Here is a 17,138-nt window from a genome sequence, read left to right on the forward strand (position 1 = left end):
AGATGGACGTTGCCCTCAACGTCTTTAAAATCACCGGCGTAGCCTGGGCCTTGACAGTCCATAAGGCGGCCGAGGCACTCGCGCACGGGTCGGAGGCGGACCTGTCCGCCTATCTTGACTCCATCGACGCCCAGGCGTTCGTTGCGCTGGATTCGGAAGCACTCGAGATGGCCGAGGCCGAACTCCGCCAGACGGGAATAGTTGACGGGGACGGTGCCATCAGCCGGCATTGGGTGTTGGCAGTCTGGATTTCGGCATTCGGTCCCCTACGGGCGGCAGCCGTGGTCCAAACACATGAAACGTCCGTTCACACCGAGCTCGCCTTGTCAGGCGGCCGGGGCGTCGGACTCACTTACTTGCGGCGTATCCGGCATGGCGGCAGTGGCATAGACGTGACTGCGACCAGCAACGCCGTCGAAATAGCCTTCTTCGCTGAGGAAAATGCCTGGGCAGCCATCAAGCGCCACCTCCCGGACCTCGCGGAAGTCCCCGAGGCCACAGGACTGGCCAGTCCGCCGGCCGCCGGGCTCAGTGAAATAGGCGCCCGTGCCAGATACACGATTCATCTCGACGTGTCGGCCCACCCAAGTGGTTCCCGCCCAACTGGACCCGTGGCAACCCCGGTCCAGGCCCCGGACTATCTAAGCCGGGATGTTTGGGCACTGGCGGAGCGCCTCTATTCAGTCAACGCCAGTCCATCCCGTGAGGGATTCGCGCTGACTCCCGTTGCGTCCGATGCCATCGGCCACGGGTTGGCCTGGCGCCTGCTGGGCGCCAGGGAATACCTGGCAAGCGTGGCGGGACAGGTGGCCTGATAATGACCCTCTACGGGATGGACGTCGAGAGCGGGCTGCGCCTCAGCGAAGAGCTGGCACGCGCCAGCGACCGGCTGGTTGCCCTGGGCCGGAACCTCACACCCCTAATCCAGGGCTCGCACTGGAAGGGTGCTGACGCGCAGAAGTTCAGTGCCGAATGGACCGGCCACAGGGCAATGCTGCTAGGCACAGCTGATGCGCTCGCTGCCGCCTCGGATACCGTCAAGCGCAACGTCCAGGAGCAGATTGCGGCCAGCACCGAGGGGCCGGCTGGAACGTCTGCTCCGCAGGCCCCGTCATTTCCCGACTCGCTGCTTGACTCCATTGCCGGCACCGCGGGCGACCTGTGGGACACCGCCGGAAAAGTAACTACTACTGTCCAGGACGCAGTCGGTACCGCATGGAACTTTGTCCAGGACTCAGCTCCGCTTCCCATCCGCAACCTGATGGACGCCCAAGGAAATGTCCTGGACCAAACCGGCAATGTGACGGACATGGGCTGGCGGTGGCTGACATCCGGCGAGCCGCCATCGATAACAGAGCTCTTCTCCAACGGCGTGTTGCTGGCGGTCGCCGTAGACAACCTGCGGGCAACCACCTTCAATCTGGGCTTATCCAACCCCCACTTGCTGGATGACGGCCGGCCGGTGGCCGGGGAGCCTATTCCTGTTGGCGTCGGAGATCCCACGAAGGTGGATACCAACGGCAGGGGCAATACGCCCGTCCCGTCCAGCATCAGCGCTGTACTGGCCACAACCAACATGGCCTACGGGGACCAGGGAAAGCCCGGTACGGAGGACACCGGTGTCCGCATCAACAGGATCGAGAAGCCGGGTGAGCCGCCGGCCTACATCATCAACATTCCCGGCACCACGCGGTGGATGCCTGACGGCGCGGCAAATCCCACCGACCTTACTGGAAACCTCCAGTTGGCCGGCGGCAACCTGTCCACCGCGGCGGAGGCGGTCCGGCTCGCCATGGAGCAGGCCGGCATTCCGGAAGGTGCACCGGTGATGCTGTCCGGTCACTCCCAAGGCGGAATGATTGCTACGGCACTCGCATCCGATGCGGGGTTTACTGACCGCTTCAATGTCACCAACGTGGTCACGTTCGGTTCACCCGTGGATTCCACACAGATCCCGTCGTCCATCGATGTTTTGGCACTTCAGCACGCCGGAGATCCGGTACCGAAGGTGGACTTGGCCGACGCCACGGCATGGCCGGGCGGGATGGTTTCCGCTACCCGCGACAATGGGGCCACCATCGTGGAACTGCCAAACCCCGGCGGAGATCCCGGGATTGCCGGCATCAACTACCACGACGGCTCCGCCTATGTGGAGTCAGTCCGGAACCACGAAGCCGGCGGCCCGATTGCCCAGTACAGCCAGCAGCAATCGACCCAGCGATTCCTGACCTCGGATGCCAGCCAAGTAACCTCGACAGTGTCCAACATTTCCCGAAAGCAGTGATGATGCGCCGATTTAGAACCGTTTCCCGGATGCTCGCGCCGGCGCTGGCATTCCTTGCTCTCACTGGGTGCGGCCCCGGCCCCGCATCATCGGCTGAAAGCCTGAAAGCTTCCATCGAGGACGCCGCCATGTCAGTTCAGGGAATTGCATCGGCGCAGGTCCACGTGAACATGAACACGTCCGGAAACTTCATCACCGCGAAGCTCGTGGGAACCGGCAACGACGAGGCAACGCTCACCCGGGCTCTGGAAGGAGCCCTCCCTGCAATGCTCGAGAAAACCGAAAACCTTCAGTCCGGGACCTTCTCCACCACCATCTTTTCACCCGATGATGCCGTATCGGTGGGAGCGGATGCCCTTGGCTATACAGGCGGCACCGGTTTAACGGACTTCAGGGAATTCTTCCTTAACCGGCCCTGATCCCTGTGCGGCTGCGGCCCGGACCAGCTTCCGGTGCCGGTGGACGCGCTGGGCGATGACCAGTCCGGCCGCGGCCATCCCCACGGTGACCGGGTAGCCCATGAGCCGTTCCAGCGTGCCGGGTTCCGGCACAGCCATCCGGGTCAGTCCGCCGGTGACCAGGGCAGCGAGCGAAACAGCACCGCAGGCCAGGATGAACCACGCCATGGCGGTTTTCCGCAGCCAGAGGAATCCCAGCACCAGCAGGGCTGCCGCCCCGGAAATGAAGTACATCACGGCACCCGTGTAGTGCCACCCGGAGCCGGCATCCTCCGGCACCAGTCCCACAATCACCGTCCCGGCCCCGGCCGTTCCGGTCAACAGCCGCACCCAGACAGCCGCGAGCCAGGGCCGCCGCCGCTGTACACGCGCCCCGGCCAAGGCGGCCACGCACAGCAGTCCCGAGCTCAGCAGCAGCGCACCGAGCAGCATCCCGAGTCCCTGAACCACAAAGGAGGCGTTCATCAGCCAGTTCAACGGAGAACACACCGAGCGCCCGTCAAAGACACCACAGCGGAGGGCTCCGAGGTCGCTGATGTAGCCCGTGCGCAGGTCGTAGGGCTGGGGACCCGCCCAGGCCAGGATCACCGCAGCCTCCGCCGCGAAATACTGCAGCACGCTGAGCACTGACCAGGCTCCGATGTACTGCCGGGTGGAGGTGGTGTCCGGAATAACGGCAGCGGCTGACGATGTGGACGGCGCTGAACTCATGCATTGAGCGTAGTACGGCTCCACACCTTGTATGCTTGTATCCGTGTCCGACGCGGACCGGCTCTGCCGATCCAATGGATGCCCGCCCTCGTAGCTCAGTGGATAGAGCACGGCTCTCCTAAAGCCGGTGTCGTTGGTTCGATTCCAATCGAGGGCACTTGGACTTTCCTCCCCCGGAGTTCGACCTCCGCCCCTACCTGCTGGGCCCCGCCGCGGCCATTGGGGACGCTGCTCCGGGAACCGGACTGTGGACCATCCGGCGGGACCTGCTGGACCGGGCCCAGGGCACTGCCGGAACCTTCTCCGGCGTCGTCCATTTTGCTTCCAGGGACGACGGCGGCCTGGACCTCCGCGAGGAAGGCACCATGCACTGGCCCACTTTCACCGGCCCCGCCACCCGCGAATATGTCCTGGCAACCACCCCGCGCGCAGACACCATGGATGTCTTCTTCCCGGACGGCCGCCCCTTCCACAGCATGAGCTTCACTCCCCGCGAAAATTTGGACCAGCACTGGTGCGATCCGGACACCTACCGCGTCACCTACAACTACCAGGGTCCAGACAGCTTCAGCTACAGCTGGGACGTCGCCGGGCCACGGAAGGATCTCCTGCTGACGTCACGGCTGGTCCGGCTGCAGAAAGAGGAAGCATGAAAAACCGCATCGTCGTCTCGGCAGTCTGCGTCTTTGACAACACCGGACGGCTCCTGACCGTCAGGAAGCGCGGCACTGCCATGTTTATGCATCCGGGAGGTAAGCCCGAAGCGGGCGAAAGCGCCGTCCAGGCCGCTGCCCGTGAGCTCGCCGAAGAGGTGGGCATTGTCCTGGACCCGGGCGAACTGCAGCTGATGGGCGTCTGGATCGCCGATGCCGCCAACGAAGCCGCCACGGATATCGAGGCAACGGTGTTTATGGCACCGGGGACGTGGGAGGCCCATCCTTCCGCCGAGATTGCGGAGATCCGGTGGCTTGACCTGGCAGCTCTGGGGAACGGACCCGACCTGCCCGCGGACCTTGCCCCGCTGCTGACGGACCACATCCTGCCGGAGCTCAGCCGCCAGGCCTGAACCGCCGGGCCTGGCGGCCGTCAGTCCGGCAGCCGCAGGACATCTAGAACTCGGGGACCGCTTCCTGTGCCACTGCGGTGGCTTCGGCGAACTGCGTCCTGTAAAGCTCGGCATACCGGCCTTCGGCGGCCAGCAGTTCGGTGTGCGTGCCGCGCTCCACAATCCGGCCGTCCTCCACCACCAGGATTGCGTCCGCGGCGCGGATGGTGGAAAGCCGGTGGGCAATCACGACGGCGGTGCGCCCCTCGAGCGCAGCGCCCAGGGCAGCCTGGACGGCGGCTTCGTTGGTGGAGTCCAGCGCCGCCGTCGCCTCGTCGAGGATGACAACGCGGGGCTGGGAGATGAGGAGCCGGGCGATGGTCAGCCGCTGGCGTTCCCCGCCGGAAAGCCGGTAGCCGCGTTCACCCACCACCGTGTCCAGCCCGTCAGGCAGGGACCGGATCATTGTTTCGAGCCGGGCTTGGCGGACGGCCTCCCACATGTCTTCCTCGGTGGCGTCCGGCTTGGCGAGCCGGAGGTTGGAGGCGATGGTTTCGTGGAAAAGGTGGCCGTCCTGCGTCACCATGCCCAAAGTGTCCCGGAGGGAATCGAAGGTGGCGTCGCGGACATCGAGTCCGGTTCCCGGGACGGTGCCGCCGAGCCGTACGGCGCCGGAATCGACGTCGTACAGCCGGGCAAGCAACTGCGCGACCGTCGACTTTCCTGCGCCGGAGGATCCCACCAGCGCCACGGTCTGCCCGGGCTCAACCCGGAAGCTGATGCCGTGCAGCACCTCCTCGCCGCCGCGGGTGTCCAGCGTGGACACTTCCTCCAGCGAGGCAAGCGACACCTTTGCCGCTGAAGGGTAGGCGAAGCGGACGTCGTCGAACTCCACGGATACCGGGCCCGGCGGAACCGCCACGGCGTCCGGCTTCTGCTGGATCAGCGGCTTCAGGTCCAGGATTTCAAACACGCGCTCGAAGCTGACCAGCGCGCTCATGATCTCCACCCGGGCGTTGGACAGTGCAGTGAGCGGGGCGTAGAGCCGGGTAAGCAGCAGTGCCAGCACCACAACGTCGCCGGCTGCCAGCTGGCCGGTGATGGCGAGCCAGCCGCCCAGCCCGTAGACGAGGGCCAGCGCGAGCGCGGAAACCAGCGTCAGGGCGGTCACGAAGGTGAACTGCAGCATGGCAGTGCGGACGCCGATGTCGCGGACGCGGCCGGCGCGGACGGCGAATTCGCGGGATTCCTCATCCGGCCGGCCGAAGAGCTTAACCAAGGTGGCCCCCGGGGCGGAGAACCGCTCGGTCATCTGGGTGCCCATGGCGGCGTTGTGTTCGGCAGCTTCGCGGCGCAGGTCCGCGAGCCTTGAACCCATCCGCCGGGCGGGGATGAGGAACACGGGCAGCAGGATCATGGCCAGGACAGTCACCTGCCAGGATGTCCCCAGCATCACCACGAGCGTGAGGATCAGTGCCACCACGTTGCTGACAACTCCGGACAGGGTGCCGGCGAAAGCGGACTGGGCGCCGATGACGTCGTTGTTGAGCCTGCTGACCAGGGCGCCGGTACGGGTCCGGGTGAAGAAGGCGATGGGCATCTTCTGCACATGGTCGAAGACCCGGGTGCGCAGGTCCACGATCACGCCTTCGCCAATGGTGGAGGAGAGCCAGCGGCTCACCAGTCCCAGGCCCGCTTCGGCTACTGCCACGACGGCGATCAGCACCGCGAGGCGGACCACCTCCTCCGTGGCGGCCTTGGCGACGATCGCGTCCACCACCTGCCCTGCCAGGACCGGGGTTGCCACAGCCAGGAATGCCATCACAACGGACAACGCCACGAACGCCACGAGTTTGCCCTGATGCGGGCGGGCGAAGCCAAGGACGCGCTTCAGCGTGGCCTTGGAGAAGGGTTGGGAACCGCTTTTGGCCCGGGTGATCTTGTACAGCGAGCTCCAGGCCACCCCTTCCATGCTCATTGCTGCTGCTCCTCTACCGTTCCGTTCTCCACATTCCAACGTACATCCAGCCGGACGTTTTCCAGCAGCCGCCGGTCGTGCGTCACCAGCAGCAGGGCGCCGTCGTAGCTTTCGAGGGCCTCCTCCAGCTGCTCGATGGCCGGCAGGTCGAGGTGGTTGGTGGGCTCGTCCAGGACAAGGAGGTTCACGCCGCGCGCCTGCAGCAGGGCCAAGGCGGCCCTGGTGCGTTCCCCCGGAGACAGCGAATCGATGGTCCGGGCGGTGTGGTCCGCTTTGAGGCCAAACTTTGCCAGCAGCGTCCGGACCTCCGCGGGGGTCAGGTCCACCAGGACCGCTTCGACGGCGTCAGCCAGCGCAAGGTGGCCGGCCAGCAGTCCGCGGGCCTGGTCGATCTCCCCGATGGCCACCGAAGCACCCATGGCCGCGCTGCCGGACTCCGGGAGGATGTCGCCCAGCAGAAGGCGGAGCAGTGTGGACTTGCCGGCGCCGTTGGGGCCTGTGATACCGATCCGCTCCCCCGCGTTGAGCTGGAGATTGACGGGCCCCAGGGTGAAGGTGCCCTGCCGCACCACGGCGTCGCGGAGGGTGGCCACTACTGAGCTGGAGCGGGGCGCCTGGCCGATGGAGAACTGGAGCTGCCATTCCTTGCGCGGCTCTTCGACGACATCCAGCCGGGCAATCCGCGATTCCATCTGCCGCACTTTCTGGGCCTGCTTTTCCGAAGACTCGGTGCTCGCGGCGCGGCGGATCTTGTCGTTGTCGGGACTCTTCTTCATGGCGTTACGCACGCCCTGGGAGCTCCATTCGCGCTGGGTCCGGGCACGGGACACCAGGTCCGCCTTTGTGGCAGCGAAGTCCTCGTATTTCTCGCGTGCGTGCCGCCGTGCAACGGCGCGTTCTTCGAGGAAGGCATCGTAGCCGCCGTCGTAAACTGCCACCGAATTCTGCGCCAGATCAAGCTCCACCACGGTAGTGACGCAGCGGGCCAGGAACTCCCGGTCGTGGCTGACCAGCACAACACCGCCGCGCAGGCCGCGGACAAAATCCTCCAGCTTCGCCAGGCCGGCCAGGTCCAGGTCATTAGTGGGTTCATCGAGGAGCACCACGTCGAACCGGCTGAGCAGCAGGGCCGCGAGCGCCACCCGGGCTGCCTGCCCGCCGGACAGGCCGGTCATCACGGCATCGGCACCTGTGTCGAGGCCCAGTTCGGCCAGGACGGCAGGGATACGCTCATCAAGGTCCGCGGCGCCTGAGGCCATCCAGCGGTCGAAGGCCCGGGAATAGGCGTCATCGGCACCGGGCGCGCCGGAACCAAGGGCTTCGGCGGTGGACTCCATCTCCGCTGTCGCAACCGCACAACCGGTCCGCCGGGCGATGTATCCGGCCACGGTTTCACCAGGAATGCGCTCGTGTTCCTGGGGCAGCCAGCCCACGAATGCGTCTGCCGGGGCAAGGCTGACCGTTCCGTCCTGCGGCTGGTCAACGCCCGCCAGGAGCCGCAGCAGGGTGGACTTGCCGGCACCGTTGGCACCCACCACGCCCACCACGTCGCCCGGGGCGACAGTCAGGGAGAGCCTGGAGAAAAGCTGCCGGTGGTCATGGCCGCCGGAAACATCCTTGGCAACAAGGGTCGCAGTCATGATCCATCCTTTCGCCGGCGCATCCGCAGCCGGTCTTCCCCGTTGCAGTGCGCAAGTGGCTTGCTGATCCGCAGGAGGAAGGGCGCCAGAGCCGGCGGACATAAAAGAACCCGCTGGTCCGGACTTGGGGGGTGTACGGACCAACGGGCTCGACCATCAAGCATAGTCGAAACCCGGGCGCGGGTAAAACCGGCGGCAAATTGGCAGCTAAAATCGACACACCACCCGTTCTGCAGAGAGCCCCTTATGACCCTCCCCGCCAAGGCGTTCCAGCGCTGGCTGCAAGGCGTTGCGCCGGAGGCCAGCACGGCCGACGTCTGCAGGATCTCCGGGATCAAGCGGACAACACTCGCCCAGCAGCTGGTGCGCGGGAAAGTATCAGTCTCTACCGTTGTCAGCATCAGCCGCGCCTACGGCATCAACCCGGTTGCCGCCCTGGCCGATTTCGACGCTTACCGGGAGCTGGCCGATCCCCAGCCTGGTCCCACGCGCTGTGAACTGGTGAGCCAGATTTCCACTGCGGACCTGCTGCACACCATGCTGGCGCGTCCCGGGATGGACCCGGGACGAAAAGCCGGCCCCGAACCGCCCGCTCTTTCGCCCGCGCCGCACCCCACCTCGGTGAAGAACTGGGTTGATGCAATTGACGACGGCGAGGTGCGGCACCGGGTGTCTGCCGCCACGGGCATCGCCCCGCAAAACTATTCAGCGCAGCTGACCGCCAACCGCCTTACGGCCGAGCTGGCCGTGGCCACGGCCCGGGCCGCCGGCGTTGGCCTGGCCAACGGCCTGGTGGCCACCGGACTGGTCACCGAGGAAGAGGCCGGCTGGACGCCCGGTGCACGCCGGGCCGCATTGGACAGCTTGTCCGACGGCGACCTTGCCGTTCTCGCCGGTGACAGGCTGCAGGCACTGGGCAAGGTGTTGCGACGCCAGGAGCAGGACCAGGCGCAAACGGAAAAGATCTGGGAGAACCTGGGATGATCGAAATACTTCAATGGTCAACGTTGGCCACGTGCGGCCTCATCGCGGCAGCCCGCGTACCCAGCGCCATCCGCGGCGAGAACAGGTCCCTCTTCTACATTTTTGCGTTGATGACCGCCGCCATCCTGTTGAGCATCGAGGCGCCGTACGTCGCCGTGGACACCGCGCTGGGTGGCATCAACCTTGCCAACCTGCTGTTGCGCTTCATCATTTTCGCTGCCATCTACTTCGTGGGCATCCGGGTGACCCGCGGTTTCGGCGCCGACCATGCTTACCGGCTCATCACCGGCAAAACCGGGATGACCGTCCTGCTGGTGATTTCGCTGGTGCTGATCGGGGTGTTCTTCCTGATGGATACTGCGGGATCGTCCGCAGGTTTGAGTGCGGTGGCGGGAAAGGACCCGTGGCACGCCGCCCTGGTGGAGTACTACGGGGCTGCCGGCCGCGCCTATCCCTCCTATGTTTCCCTGGTGCTGTTGCCGGCAATGGTCCGCGCCGTGGGCAGCAGGTTGCCGGTGCTGGTGCGGCTTGCCGCGGGGCTCCTGGCAGTTGGTGGGGTAGCCATTGCGCTGACCCTGCTGTTTCCTGTGGTGCCACCGGAGCTGGGTGCGATTCGGTTCATCGTCAACTACACGGCAGTGCTCTGCTTTGTGGTTGGCCTGGCGCTGATCTGGGCTGCGCGGGTGAGGAACAAGAGGGCCGCAGGCGCCAGAAGGACATCTACCGAAAAGTAACCTTACTGGCTTTCACATATTCATTAGAATGTGGAATAATCATGGATGTGTGAAGGTGGGGGTTGCGGGGCGTTTACGAACGGGGATAATTTCTTGAACGTGGCAGCTCCCGGGGGCCTTTGCACGCTTTGGGGGGATGAGTGGTGGCGGCCGTTGGGGACCGCCCCCACTCAGCCATTTAAGGCCCCTTTTCACCTTCATCCGAAGCTTTTCCGCCTCTGGAGTCCGTCTCCCCGCAAGCCGGAAGCTTCGACCTAACTCCCGGCCGCAGCGCGGACAAACCGCAGCGTCACCAGCTGGAACGGGCGCAGGAGCAGCTCGGCACCGCCGGACCCGGCCTCCACCCCTGCGGACTCGATGGGCCGCTCCAGCAGGTCTACTGAAGCGACGTGGTGGACCGGGAAATTGGCGGTGATACTGCCGGCCGAACGCTGGCCCAATGACTCGTACAACCTGACGATCACGTCTCCAGAGCCATCCTCGGCAAGCTTCACTGCTTCGATGACAGCGGCCGGGTTGGACACGGCAAGCAGTGGCTCTGCTGGTGAACCGCCCCTGACCAGGCGGGGCGCCAGATTGGTCCGGTAACCCTCTTGGACCGCATCGGCGATATCGGCTCCCGGGCGGATGGTCATCGTCAGTTCGTGGTGCCCGCGGTCCGATTCCGGGTCAGGGAACTTCGGGGCACGCAGCAGTGACAAACGCACTGTGGTGGTGGTGCCGCCGTCGGCCTCCCTGATGCTCCTGGTGACATCGTGCCCGTACGTGGACGAGTTGGACACGGCGACGCCGTAACCTGGTTCGGCCACGTGGATCCAGCGGTGCGCACAGATTTCGAACTTCGCTGCTTCCCAGGATGTGTTGGTATGGGTGGCGCGGAAGACGTGCCCGAACTGCGTCTCCGCAGCGGACCGGTCAGCCCGCACATCGAGGGCAAAGCCGAGCTTCAGCAGCTTTTCGCGCTCCTGCCAGTCCACAGAGGTGGTGATGGACAGTGATGGGCTTCCGGCGGCAAGGCTGATCCGCTGGGTGATGGCCGAGGATCCTGCCAGCCGCTCCACCACCACGGCGGCTTCGTCCCCGTCCTCATGCAGCCGGACACAATCCGCGCTTGTCAACGGCGTGACGTTCCGCCGGTAGAACTCGTCGATGTCCCATGCATCCCACTCGTTGGGCGTGTCCCGGTGCAGCTCAAGCAGGTTGCCGCGCTCCCCCGGAGCAATCGCTTCGCGGTCGCTGGCATAGTCCCTCAGTGAGCTGATCAGGCCGTCGGCATCCACCACTGCACGGATGATTCCGTTGTCCAGGACGTAGCCGCCCTCCTGTGCAGTAGCGCGGACTGGAAGCGCCGGGACAGCTGGTTCCGCCGCTCCGAGCGCCTCGACTCCCGCCCGCGGATGCGGCGCGGCATTGAGCAGGAAGGTCCGCTCCCCACTGCCAAGCACGGCCGCGGCCGCCTCGGCGATGAGGGCTTCGAGGGCAGCCGCAATGGCCTGGTAATTGCGTTCGGCATCCTGGTGCACCCAGGCGATGGAACTGCCCGGCAGGATGTCATGGAACTGCTGCATCAGCACCAGCCGCCACAACCGCTTGAGTTCGGCCGCCGGATAAACGAACGAGTCTGCCCGGACAGCGGCAGTGGCACACCACAATTCCGCTTCGCGGAGGAGGTGCTCGCTGCGCCGGTTGCCCTTCTTGGTCCGCGCCTGGCTGGTGTACGTGCCGCGGTGCAGTTCGAGGTACATCTCACCCACCCAGACCGGCAGGGACGGATATTCTGCCTCGGCCTGCTCAAAGAAGCTTTTGGCCGATCCGATCCGCACCTTTGGCGAGCCCTCCAGGTCTGCAGTCCTGGCAGCGGCGGCAAGCATTTCCCTGGTAGGCCCGCCACCGCCGTCGCCATAACCGAAAGGCACCAGCGACACCGTGCCGCGGCCGTGGTCACGGAAGTTGCGCTCCGCGTGGGCCAGCTCGCGTCCGCTGAGCTGGGAATTGTAGGTGTCCACCGGCGGGAAGTGCGTAAAGAGCCGGGTGCCGTCGATGCCCTCCCAGTTGAAAGTGTGGTGCGGCATCCTGTTGGTCTGGTTCCACGAGATCTTTTGCGTGAGGAACCACCTGCTGCCGGCAGCTTTCACGATCTGCGGCAGGGCCGCGGAGTACCCGAAGGAGTCCGGCAGCCAGGCTTCCTGGCAGTCCACTCCGAATTCGGCCAGGAAGAAGCTCTTGCCCTCAACAAACTGCCGGGCCATGGCTTCCCCGCCGGGCATATTCGTATCGGATTCCACCCACATCCCGCCGACGGGAACAAACTGGCCTGCCCGCACCTTTTCCCGGATCCGGCCGAAAAGTTCGGGGTAGTACTCCTTGATCCAGGCGAGCTGCTGTGCCGAGGAGCACGAGAAGACGAAATCCGGATATTCATCCATCAGGGCCACCACGTTGGAGAACGTCCTGGCACACTTGCGGATGGTCTCCCGGACCGGCCACAGCCAGGCGGAGTCGATATGGGCGTGACCGGTGGCCACGAGCTGGTGTGCCGACGCATAGGCTGGCCGGGCCAGGACTTCGGCGAGCGCTTCGCGTCCGGCTGCTGCCGTTCCTGCGACGTCGTCAGGGTCCATCGCATCCATCATGCGCTCGAGGGCGCGGAGGATCTCATGCCGCCGCGGCTGCTCCCACGGCAGTTCCGCCATCAGCCCGGACAGCGTCCAGATGTCCTGCTGGAGCTCCCACACTGTCTGGTTCAGTTCAGCAATGGCAATGGTTCCCAGGCGGTACTGCGGGGCCGTTCCCGCCGTGGACTTGTCGCCGTACGGTGTGGCCGCGAAGGTCCAGCCCTGGGCGACGTCGGGGTTGGCAGCTGCCTCCACGTAAAAGTCCACCGCCATGCCGCCGCCAAGCAGCTTCAACGGGATGTACTGGTTGCGGGGCGAGAGCGCTTTGATAATGGTGCCGTCGGCCCGCCAGGCTATCCCTTCGCACTGGAAACCCGGGACTTCAGTGGTGAAGCCCAGGTCCACCACCACTTCAACCGTGGTGTCCGGCCCGGCACCCCAGAATTCCGGCACCTCGCCTTGAAGGCGGAGCCATTTGGTGCCCCACGGCTTCCCCCATGGGGCACCGTGGTCCTGCGGGTGGAAGTCCTGCCGCATGGCTTCGAGGGCCGGGACCGGCTCGTCGGGAACATCCCAGCTGCTCAAGGCCAGAGGCAGGCTCCGGCTGTAGACGGCTGGGACGATGCGTTCGCGGACGAACCTTTCGAGGCGGACTTCCGTGATCCGGCGGTCGTCATGCAATGTTGGCCCTCTTCAGCGCTGGAAATGTGGACCAAGGTGTCCATTCGGTGGATTAACTACCCACTGGTAGCTTACTAGCCAACGACTATCCGGGGAACAATTCCGCAGCGGTTTGTGGACAGATTCGCAGGGTGGCCCGTTGCATCAGGGAAGTGCGGCGGCAGGAACCTGTACAGCAGGCCTGATGACGCGCTGGTCCCCGGTGTAGATATTCAGGCTGGTTCCCCGGCTGAAACCGGCCAGGGTCATGCCGCTGGCTTCCGCGAGTTCCACGGCAAGGCTGGACGGCGCGCTGACGGCTGCCAGCACGGGGATTCCTGCCAGCGCCGCTTTCTGCACCAGCTCGAAGGAGGCCCGGCCGGACACCTGGAGAACGGTCCCGCGCAGCGGGAGCAGTCCTTCACGCAGAGCCCAGCCCACAACCTTGTCCACGGCGTTATGGCGCCCTACATCCTCGCGGAGGCACATAAGCTCCGCACCGCCGTCGTCCGTGATCTTGAACAGACCGGCAGCGTGTACTCCCCCGGTGTCCTCAAAAACGCGCTGGGATTTCCGCAGCAGCCCCGGCAGCGATGCCAGGAGTCCGGCGTCGAGGTTCAGGGAATCCTCATCCAGGCTGTAGCGCGATGACTTCCGCACGGACTCCACTGAATCGGTCCCGCAAATGCCACAGGAACTCGACGTGTAGATGTGGCGCCCGATGGAGGGAATGGTGACGTCCGGCCGCAGTTGCACCTCCACCACATTGAAGGTCTGCACGCCGTTCTCGTCTTCGCCGGCGCAGAAACGCAGAGATACAAGCTGCTCGGCGCTCCAGATGATGCCCTCCGACACCAGGAACCCGGCCACGAGGTCAAAATCGTCACCCGGGGTACGCATGGTCACCGAGAAGGACAGCTGGCCCAGCCGGATTTCCAGCGGCTCCTCCACCGCGAGGACATCCTCGCGGTGCCGTACCGGAAATTCGAGAGCCTTTGGAGAGCCATCGAGGACATATTTGTGCACCTTGCGGCGCTGGGTCACTCGGCCCATGGCCACCCCTGTGTGTTCATAGGTCCATCATGACAACTGCCGGTGCGGGATGCCAGCGCGCTTGCCCGGCGATGGTCAGCCAAGCAGCACGCTCCAGTCTACGGGGCCACTGGCTGCCGGCTTGGCGGGGGTCCGTCCGGGCCGCGCAGCGTTCCGGGGCTTCGCCTTCGAACCTGGCTCTGGAAGGGCCGGAATGGGCGGTCCCCAGGGCAGGGCGAAGGCGGGCACCAGTTCACCGAGCTGGACACCGTGCGGCGGCACCACCAGCACACCGTCTGCCGAAGCCAGGCCCCGCATCATGCCGGGGCCCGTATGCTGCGCCGGCGACGCCATTCCGTACAGCAGGCGGAACGGCATCAGGCGGGTACGCCCCGGGTCGGGTTCGATGATGCTTCCACAGGGCACCTCCTGGGTGTCCGGCAGTTTGCCGTGGCCCAGTGCGGCGAGGAGCGGCGCCCCCACGGTGGACAGCGCCATCATCGCGGCAAGGGGATTCCCCGGCAGGCCCAGCACAAAGCGCCCGTCCGGCAGTTCCGCGAGGACGGCCGGATGCCCAGGCCGCATGGCTATGCCATCGATGATGAGCCGTCCGCCCAGTTCGGCAACCGCCTGGCGGAGGTGGTCCGTGCCTGACCGTCCGGTCCCTCCCGTGGTGATGACGACGTCGGCCGGCAGGTCCGGTGCGCCCGGCGCCTCCGGGACCACATCTTCGAGTGCTGCGAGCCACTCGGCGTAAGAGTCGCCGATCCGCTGCTGTTCGCCGGCGATCCCGCCGAGCATGTTCACGACGGCCGGCAGTTGCGGACCGAAGGTGTCCCGCACCTTGCCGGGAACCGGGACGCCCTTTCCGATCACTTCGGAGCCCGTCAGCAGCAGGCGCACCATGGGCTTGCCCTGGACGGGCAATTCGTCATATCCGGCCAAGGCAGCCAGGGCCAGATGAGCGGGGTTGAGCTGCACGCCAGCCTTCACCAGCACGTCTCCCGCCAGCGCTTCTTCCCCGGCTTTCCGGATGTGCTGGCCGGTGCGCGGCTCACCGGGCCTGGCGCTGCCGCCGGTCAGCAGGACCGGCAGTCCGTCCTCATCTTGGCCCAGCAGTGCACTCTCGCTGCGAAGTATTGCTTTCCCGCCCGGGGGAATGAGCCCGCCGGTCACAATGGGACTTGCCTGGTGCGGTGCAAGGCGCGTGCCCGGTTCCACCAGGATCCACGGCCCCGTCCCGTTGACCGCCCAGCCGTCCATGGCCGACGACGCGTAGTGCGGCATGTCCTGCAGTGCCACGATGTCCCGGTCCAACGTGCGGCCCAGGGCCAGGTGCAACGGCACCGGTCCGGCTGGAATTGGGGTTGCCGCCTCGAAGGCAGCCTGCCGCGCCTCCTCCCAGGTATGGGCCAGGTGCCGCGTCTCCTCCGGCTGGTCTGTTGAACTCCGTTCTTCCCCGGGTTCTTCAATCATTCGCCGGAAGCCCCGGCGGCTTCAGCGTCGTAATCGGCAGCCAGTGAACGTGCCACAGCCAAGGCGTCCTCCATGGACGAAGCCTCGGTGCTTTGCCCGGAGCCCGAGGCAAGGCCGGCTGCGTAGCCGGCAATGAAGGTGGTCAAAGGTGCCGCCGGCCGCACAACGGAGTGCGCAGCAACGCCCGCGAGGGCAAGGATGGCATTAACGTCCACCTGGACGTCCTCAAGCTCATAGGCCTGGAGGAGGGACCTGCACCATTCCTCCAGTGTTTCATCCTGGCTTTTCACTCTTTGCCTCCCAATTCAACTGCTGCCGCGCCGGTCCTGGCGCACGTCCGGCTGCCCGGCGTCAACTCCTAATGCGGCGGCATCATCCCAGGTATCCACATCATCTGTGGTGCCGGCGGGGACGGTGACAAGCTGCACGTCCAGACTAGCAAGGAGGGACCGCATGGAACCGTTGATTAAGCCGTCCCGCGAAGACAGCGCCTGAACTGCCCTTTTTAACCCGCTTGTGCGGTAAAAACCCAGCAGCATTTGGGCGGTTTCGTCTTCAGAACACGCCATCACTCCGTCCCCGGCGCCAGCCGGGGACGCAAGGCATTGCGCCAAGGTTTCCACGGCGCCCGCGGCCCTGGGCATATCGCAGGCCAGCACCAGGGTGAAGTCGCGTCCGCCGCCTGCACGGCCCAGCGCTTCCAGCCCGGCGGCGACCGCCGCAGCCGGTCCTGCGAACTCCGGCTGCTCGCGGCAGGCGAGGACCCCCGCAGGCAACGGACCGGTATCCGGGCCCACCACGGCGATGAGGGACGCCGCGGAACAGGCCGCAAGCGAATGCTGCAGCAGGGTGGCGCCTTCAAAGACGAGTCCCTGCTTGGGTACCCCGCCCAGGCGGGAGGAACGGCCGCCCGCAAGGATCAGGGCGTCGAAGTCCAGCCTGTCTGATTCCACTCCACCAGCTTAATCCGGAACGGGCCCCGGCCGGGCCGGTGAGGCACCGTCAGGCAGCGCGCTCCGGCAGCAGGAACGGATCCCAGGCAGGAGTGGGCTTCTCCAGTTCCTTGATCTGCCAGATGGTGCCGTGCGGCGGCTCGGGCACGAACCGCAGCTTCCAGCCCATCTCCGCCGGAGTGTGATCGCCTTTGACGTTGTTGCACCGCAGGCATGCCGCCACGAGGTTTTCCCACGAATCCGCACCGCCGCGGGACTTGGGCTGGACATGGTCGATGGTATGCGCAGCTTTTCCGCAGTAGGCGCATTTGTGCCCGTCGCGCCGGAGCACTCCGCGTCTGCTCACCGCCGTGGACTGGTTGTATCTGGGGCGGATGTAGCGGTTCAGGAGGATCACGGACGGGCGGCCCAGGATCTCCTGGGGACCCACCACAGGATCGTCCCCTTCAGCCACAACGCTCGCCTTGTTCGTCAGCACAAGCACCAGCGCCCGGCGGAAAGAAATAACCGCCAGCGGTTCATATCCAGCATTCAGAACGAGAGTGCGCATGCACGTACCTCTTCACGG

At 65.6% G+C, this 17,138-nt stretch carries 16 protein-coding genes and 1 tRNA gene; 8 read left to right on the forward strand and 9 right to left on the reverse strand.

Features of this window, described 5'->3' with window-relative positions; all coding sequences use genetic code 11:
• The first annotated feature begins 2 nt into the window (after nt 1–2).
• The 3 genes from QRN11_RS07890 (at nt 3) to QRN11_RS07900 (ending at nt 2,703) form a co-directional block, all read left to right on the forward strand.
• Nucleotides 3–815, forward strand: coding sequence for a hypothetical protein (locus QRN11_RS07890; RefSeq protein ID WP_285250538.1), 813 nt, complete (start codon nt 3–5; stop codon nt 813–815).
• A gap of 2 nt (nt 816–817) precedes the next feature.
• Nucleotides 818–2,284: a PGAP1-like alpha/beta domain-containing protein gene (locus QRN11_RS07895; protein ID WP_285250539.1), complete on the forward strand. Its 1,467-nt coding sequence runs from the start codon at nt 818–820 to the stop codon at nt 2,282–2,284.
• A gap of 128 nt (nt 2,285–2,412) precedes the next feature.
• Nucleotides 2,413–2,703: a hypothetical protein gene (locus QRN11_RS07900; RefSeq protein ID WP_255470787.1), complete on the forward strand. Its 291-nt coding sequence runs from the start codon at nt 2,413–2,415 to the stop codon at nt 2,701–2,703.
• Here QRN11_RS07900 and QRN11_RS07905 read toward each other — a convergent pair.
• Nucleotides 2,665–3,453: a DUF998 domain-containing protein gene (locus QRN11_RS07905; RefSeq protein ID WP_285250540.1), complete on the reverse strand. Its 789-nt coding sequence runs from the start codon at nt 3,451–3,453 to the stop codon at nt 2,665–2,667. The genes QRN11_RS07900 and QRN11_RS07905 overlap by 39 nt on opposite strands.
• A gap of 84 nt (nt 3,454–3,537) precedes the next feature.
• On the opposite strand from QRN11_RS07905, the gene QRN11_RS07910 reads away from it, so the two are divergent.
• From QRN11_RS07910 to QRN11_RS07920, 3 genes are all read left to right on the forward strand, one after another.
• Nucleotides 3,538–3,610 (forward strand) — tRNA-Arg (locus QRN11_RS07910).
• A gap of 1 nt (nt 3,611) precedes the next feature.
• Nucleotides 3,612–4,106: a DUF6314 family protein gene (locus QRN11_RS07915; RefSeq protein WP_285250541.1), complete on the forward strand. Its 495-nt coding sequence runs from the start codon at nt 3,612–3,614 to the stop codon at nt 4,104–4,106.
• On the forward strand, nt 4,103–4,519 hold the full coding sequence (locus QRN11_RS07920) for an NUDIX hydrolase (RefSeq protein WP_285250542.1): 417 nt from the start codon (nt 4,103–4,105) through the stop codon (nt 4,517–4,519). Before QRN11_RS07915 ends, QRN11_RS07920 begins: the two co-directional genes overlap by 4 nt.
• Before the next feature lie 43 nt (nt 4,520–4,562).
• Here the strand turns inward: QRN11_RS07920 and QRN11_RS07925 are convergent, their stop codons facing one another.
• Together QRN11_RS07925 and QRN11_RS07930 are read right to left on the reverse strand one after the other, a co-directional pair.
• Nucleotides 4,563–6,476, reverse strand: coding sequence for an ABC transporter ATP-binding protein (locus QRN11_RS07925; RefSeq protein ID WP_285250543.1), 1,914 nt, complete (start codon nt 6,474–6,476; stop codon nt 4,563–4,565).
• Nucleotides 6,473–8,116, reverse strand: a complete 1,644-nt coding sequence (locus QRN11_RS07930) for an ABC-F family ATP-binding cassette domain-containing protein (RefSeq protein ID WP_285250544.1) — start codon at nt 8,114–8,116, stop codon at nt 6,473–6,475. The genes QRN11_RS07925 and QRN11_RS07930 overlap by 4 nt, the downstream gene beginning before the upstream one ends.
• Nucleotides 8,117–8,362: 246 nt before the next feature.
• Here QRN11_RS07930 and QRN11_RS07935 point away from each other — a divergent pair, with 246 nt between their 5' ends.
• Both QRN11_RS07935 and QRN11_RS07940 read left to right on the forward strand, forming a co-directional pair.
• A complete protein-coding gene (locus QRN11_RS07935) occupies nt 8,363–9,100 on the forward strand; it encodes a hypothetical protein (protein ID WP_285250545.1) in 738 nt (245 codons plus the stop codon).
• Nucleotides 9,097–9,834 carry a hypothetical protein gene (locus tag QRN11_RS07940; RefSeq protein ID WP_285250546.1) on the forward strand — a complete coding sequence of 246 codons (738 nt, stop codon included), beginning with the start codon at nt 9,097–9,099 and terminating at the stop codon, nt 9,832–9,834. The genes QRN11_RS07935 and QRN11_RS07940 overlap by 4 nt, the downstream gene beginning before the upstream one ends.
• A 254-nt stretch (nt 9,835–10,088) precedes the next feature.
• Here QRN11_RS07940 and QRN11_RS07945 read toward each other — a convergent pair whose 3' ends face one another.
• The 6 genes from QRN11_RS07945 to QRN11_RS07970 form a co-directional block, all read right to left on the reverse strand.
• Nucleotides 10,089–13,130 carry an alpha-mannosidase gene (locus QRN11_RS07945; RefSeq protein ID WP_285250547.1) on the reverse strand — a complete coding sequence of 1,014 codons (3,042 nt, stop codon included), beginning with the start codon at nt 13,128–13,130 and terminating at the stop codon, nt 10,089–10,091.
• 144 nt (nt 13,131–13,274) lie between these two features.
• Nucleotides 13,275–14,162 carry a formate dehydrogenase accessory sulfurtransferase FdhD gene (gene fdhD, locus QRN11_RS07950; protein WP_285250548.1) on the reverse strand — a complete coding sequence of 296 codons (888 nt, stop codon included), beginning with the start codon at nt 14,160–14,162 and terminating at the stop codon, nt 13,275–13,277.
• A gap of 75 nt (nt 14,163–14,237) precedes the next feature.
• A complete protein-coding gene (locus tag QRN11_RS07955) occupies nt 14,238–15,617 on the reverse strand; it encodes a molybdopterin molybdotransferase MoeA (RefSeq protein ID WP_285250549.1) in 1,380 nt (459 codons plus the stop codon).
• Nucleotides 15,614–15,907 carry a DUF6457 domain-containing protein gene (locus QRN11_RS07960; protein WP_170850692.1) on the reverse strand — a complete coding sequence of 98 codons (294 nt, stop codon included), beginning with the start codon at nt 15,905–15,907 and terminating at the stop codon, nt 15,614–15,616. Before QRN11_RS07960 ends, QRN11_RS07955 begins: the two co-directional genes overlap by 4 nt.
• A 15-nt stretch (nt 15,908–15,922) precedes the next feature.
• Nucleotides 15,923–16,570 carry a molybdenum cofactor guanylyltransferase gene (mobA, locus tag QRN11_RS07965; protein ID WP_285250550.1) on the reverse strand — a complete coding sequence of 216 codons (648 nt, stop codon included), beginning with the start codon at nt 16,568–16,570 and terminating at the stop codon, nt 15,923–15,925.
• A 49-nt stretch (nt 16,571–16,619) separates the two neighbouring features.
• Nucleotides 16,620–17,120 (reverse strand): HNH endonuclease, encoded by a 501-nt coding sequence (locus QRN11_RS07970; RefSeq protein ID WP_091417229.1) that lies wholly within the window; start codon nt 17,118–17,120, stop codon nt 16,620–16,622.
• Nucleotides 17,121–17,138: the final 18 nt, after the last annotated feature.

The sequence above is a fragment of the Pseudarthrobacter sp. fls2-241-R2A-168 genome, assembly GCF_030209335.1.
GTDB lineage: Bacteria > Actinomycetota > Actinomycetes > Actinomycetales > Micrococcaceae > Arthrobacter.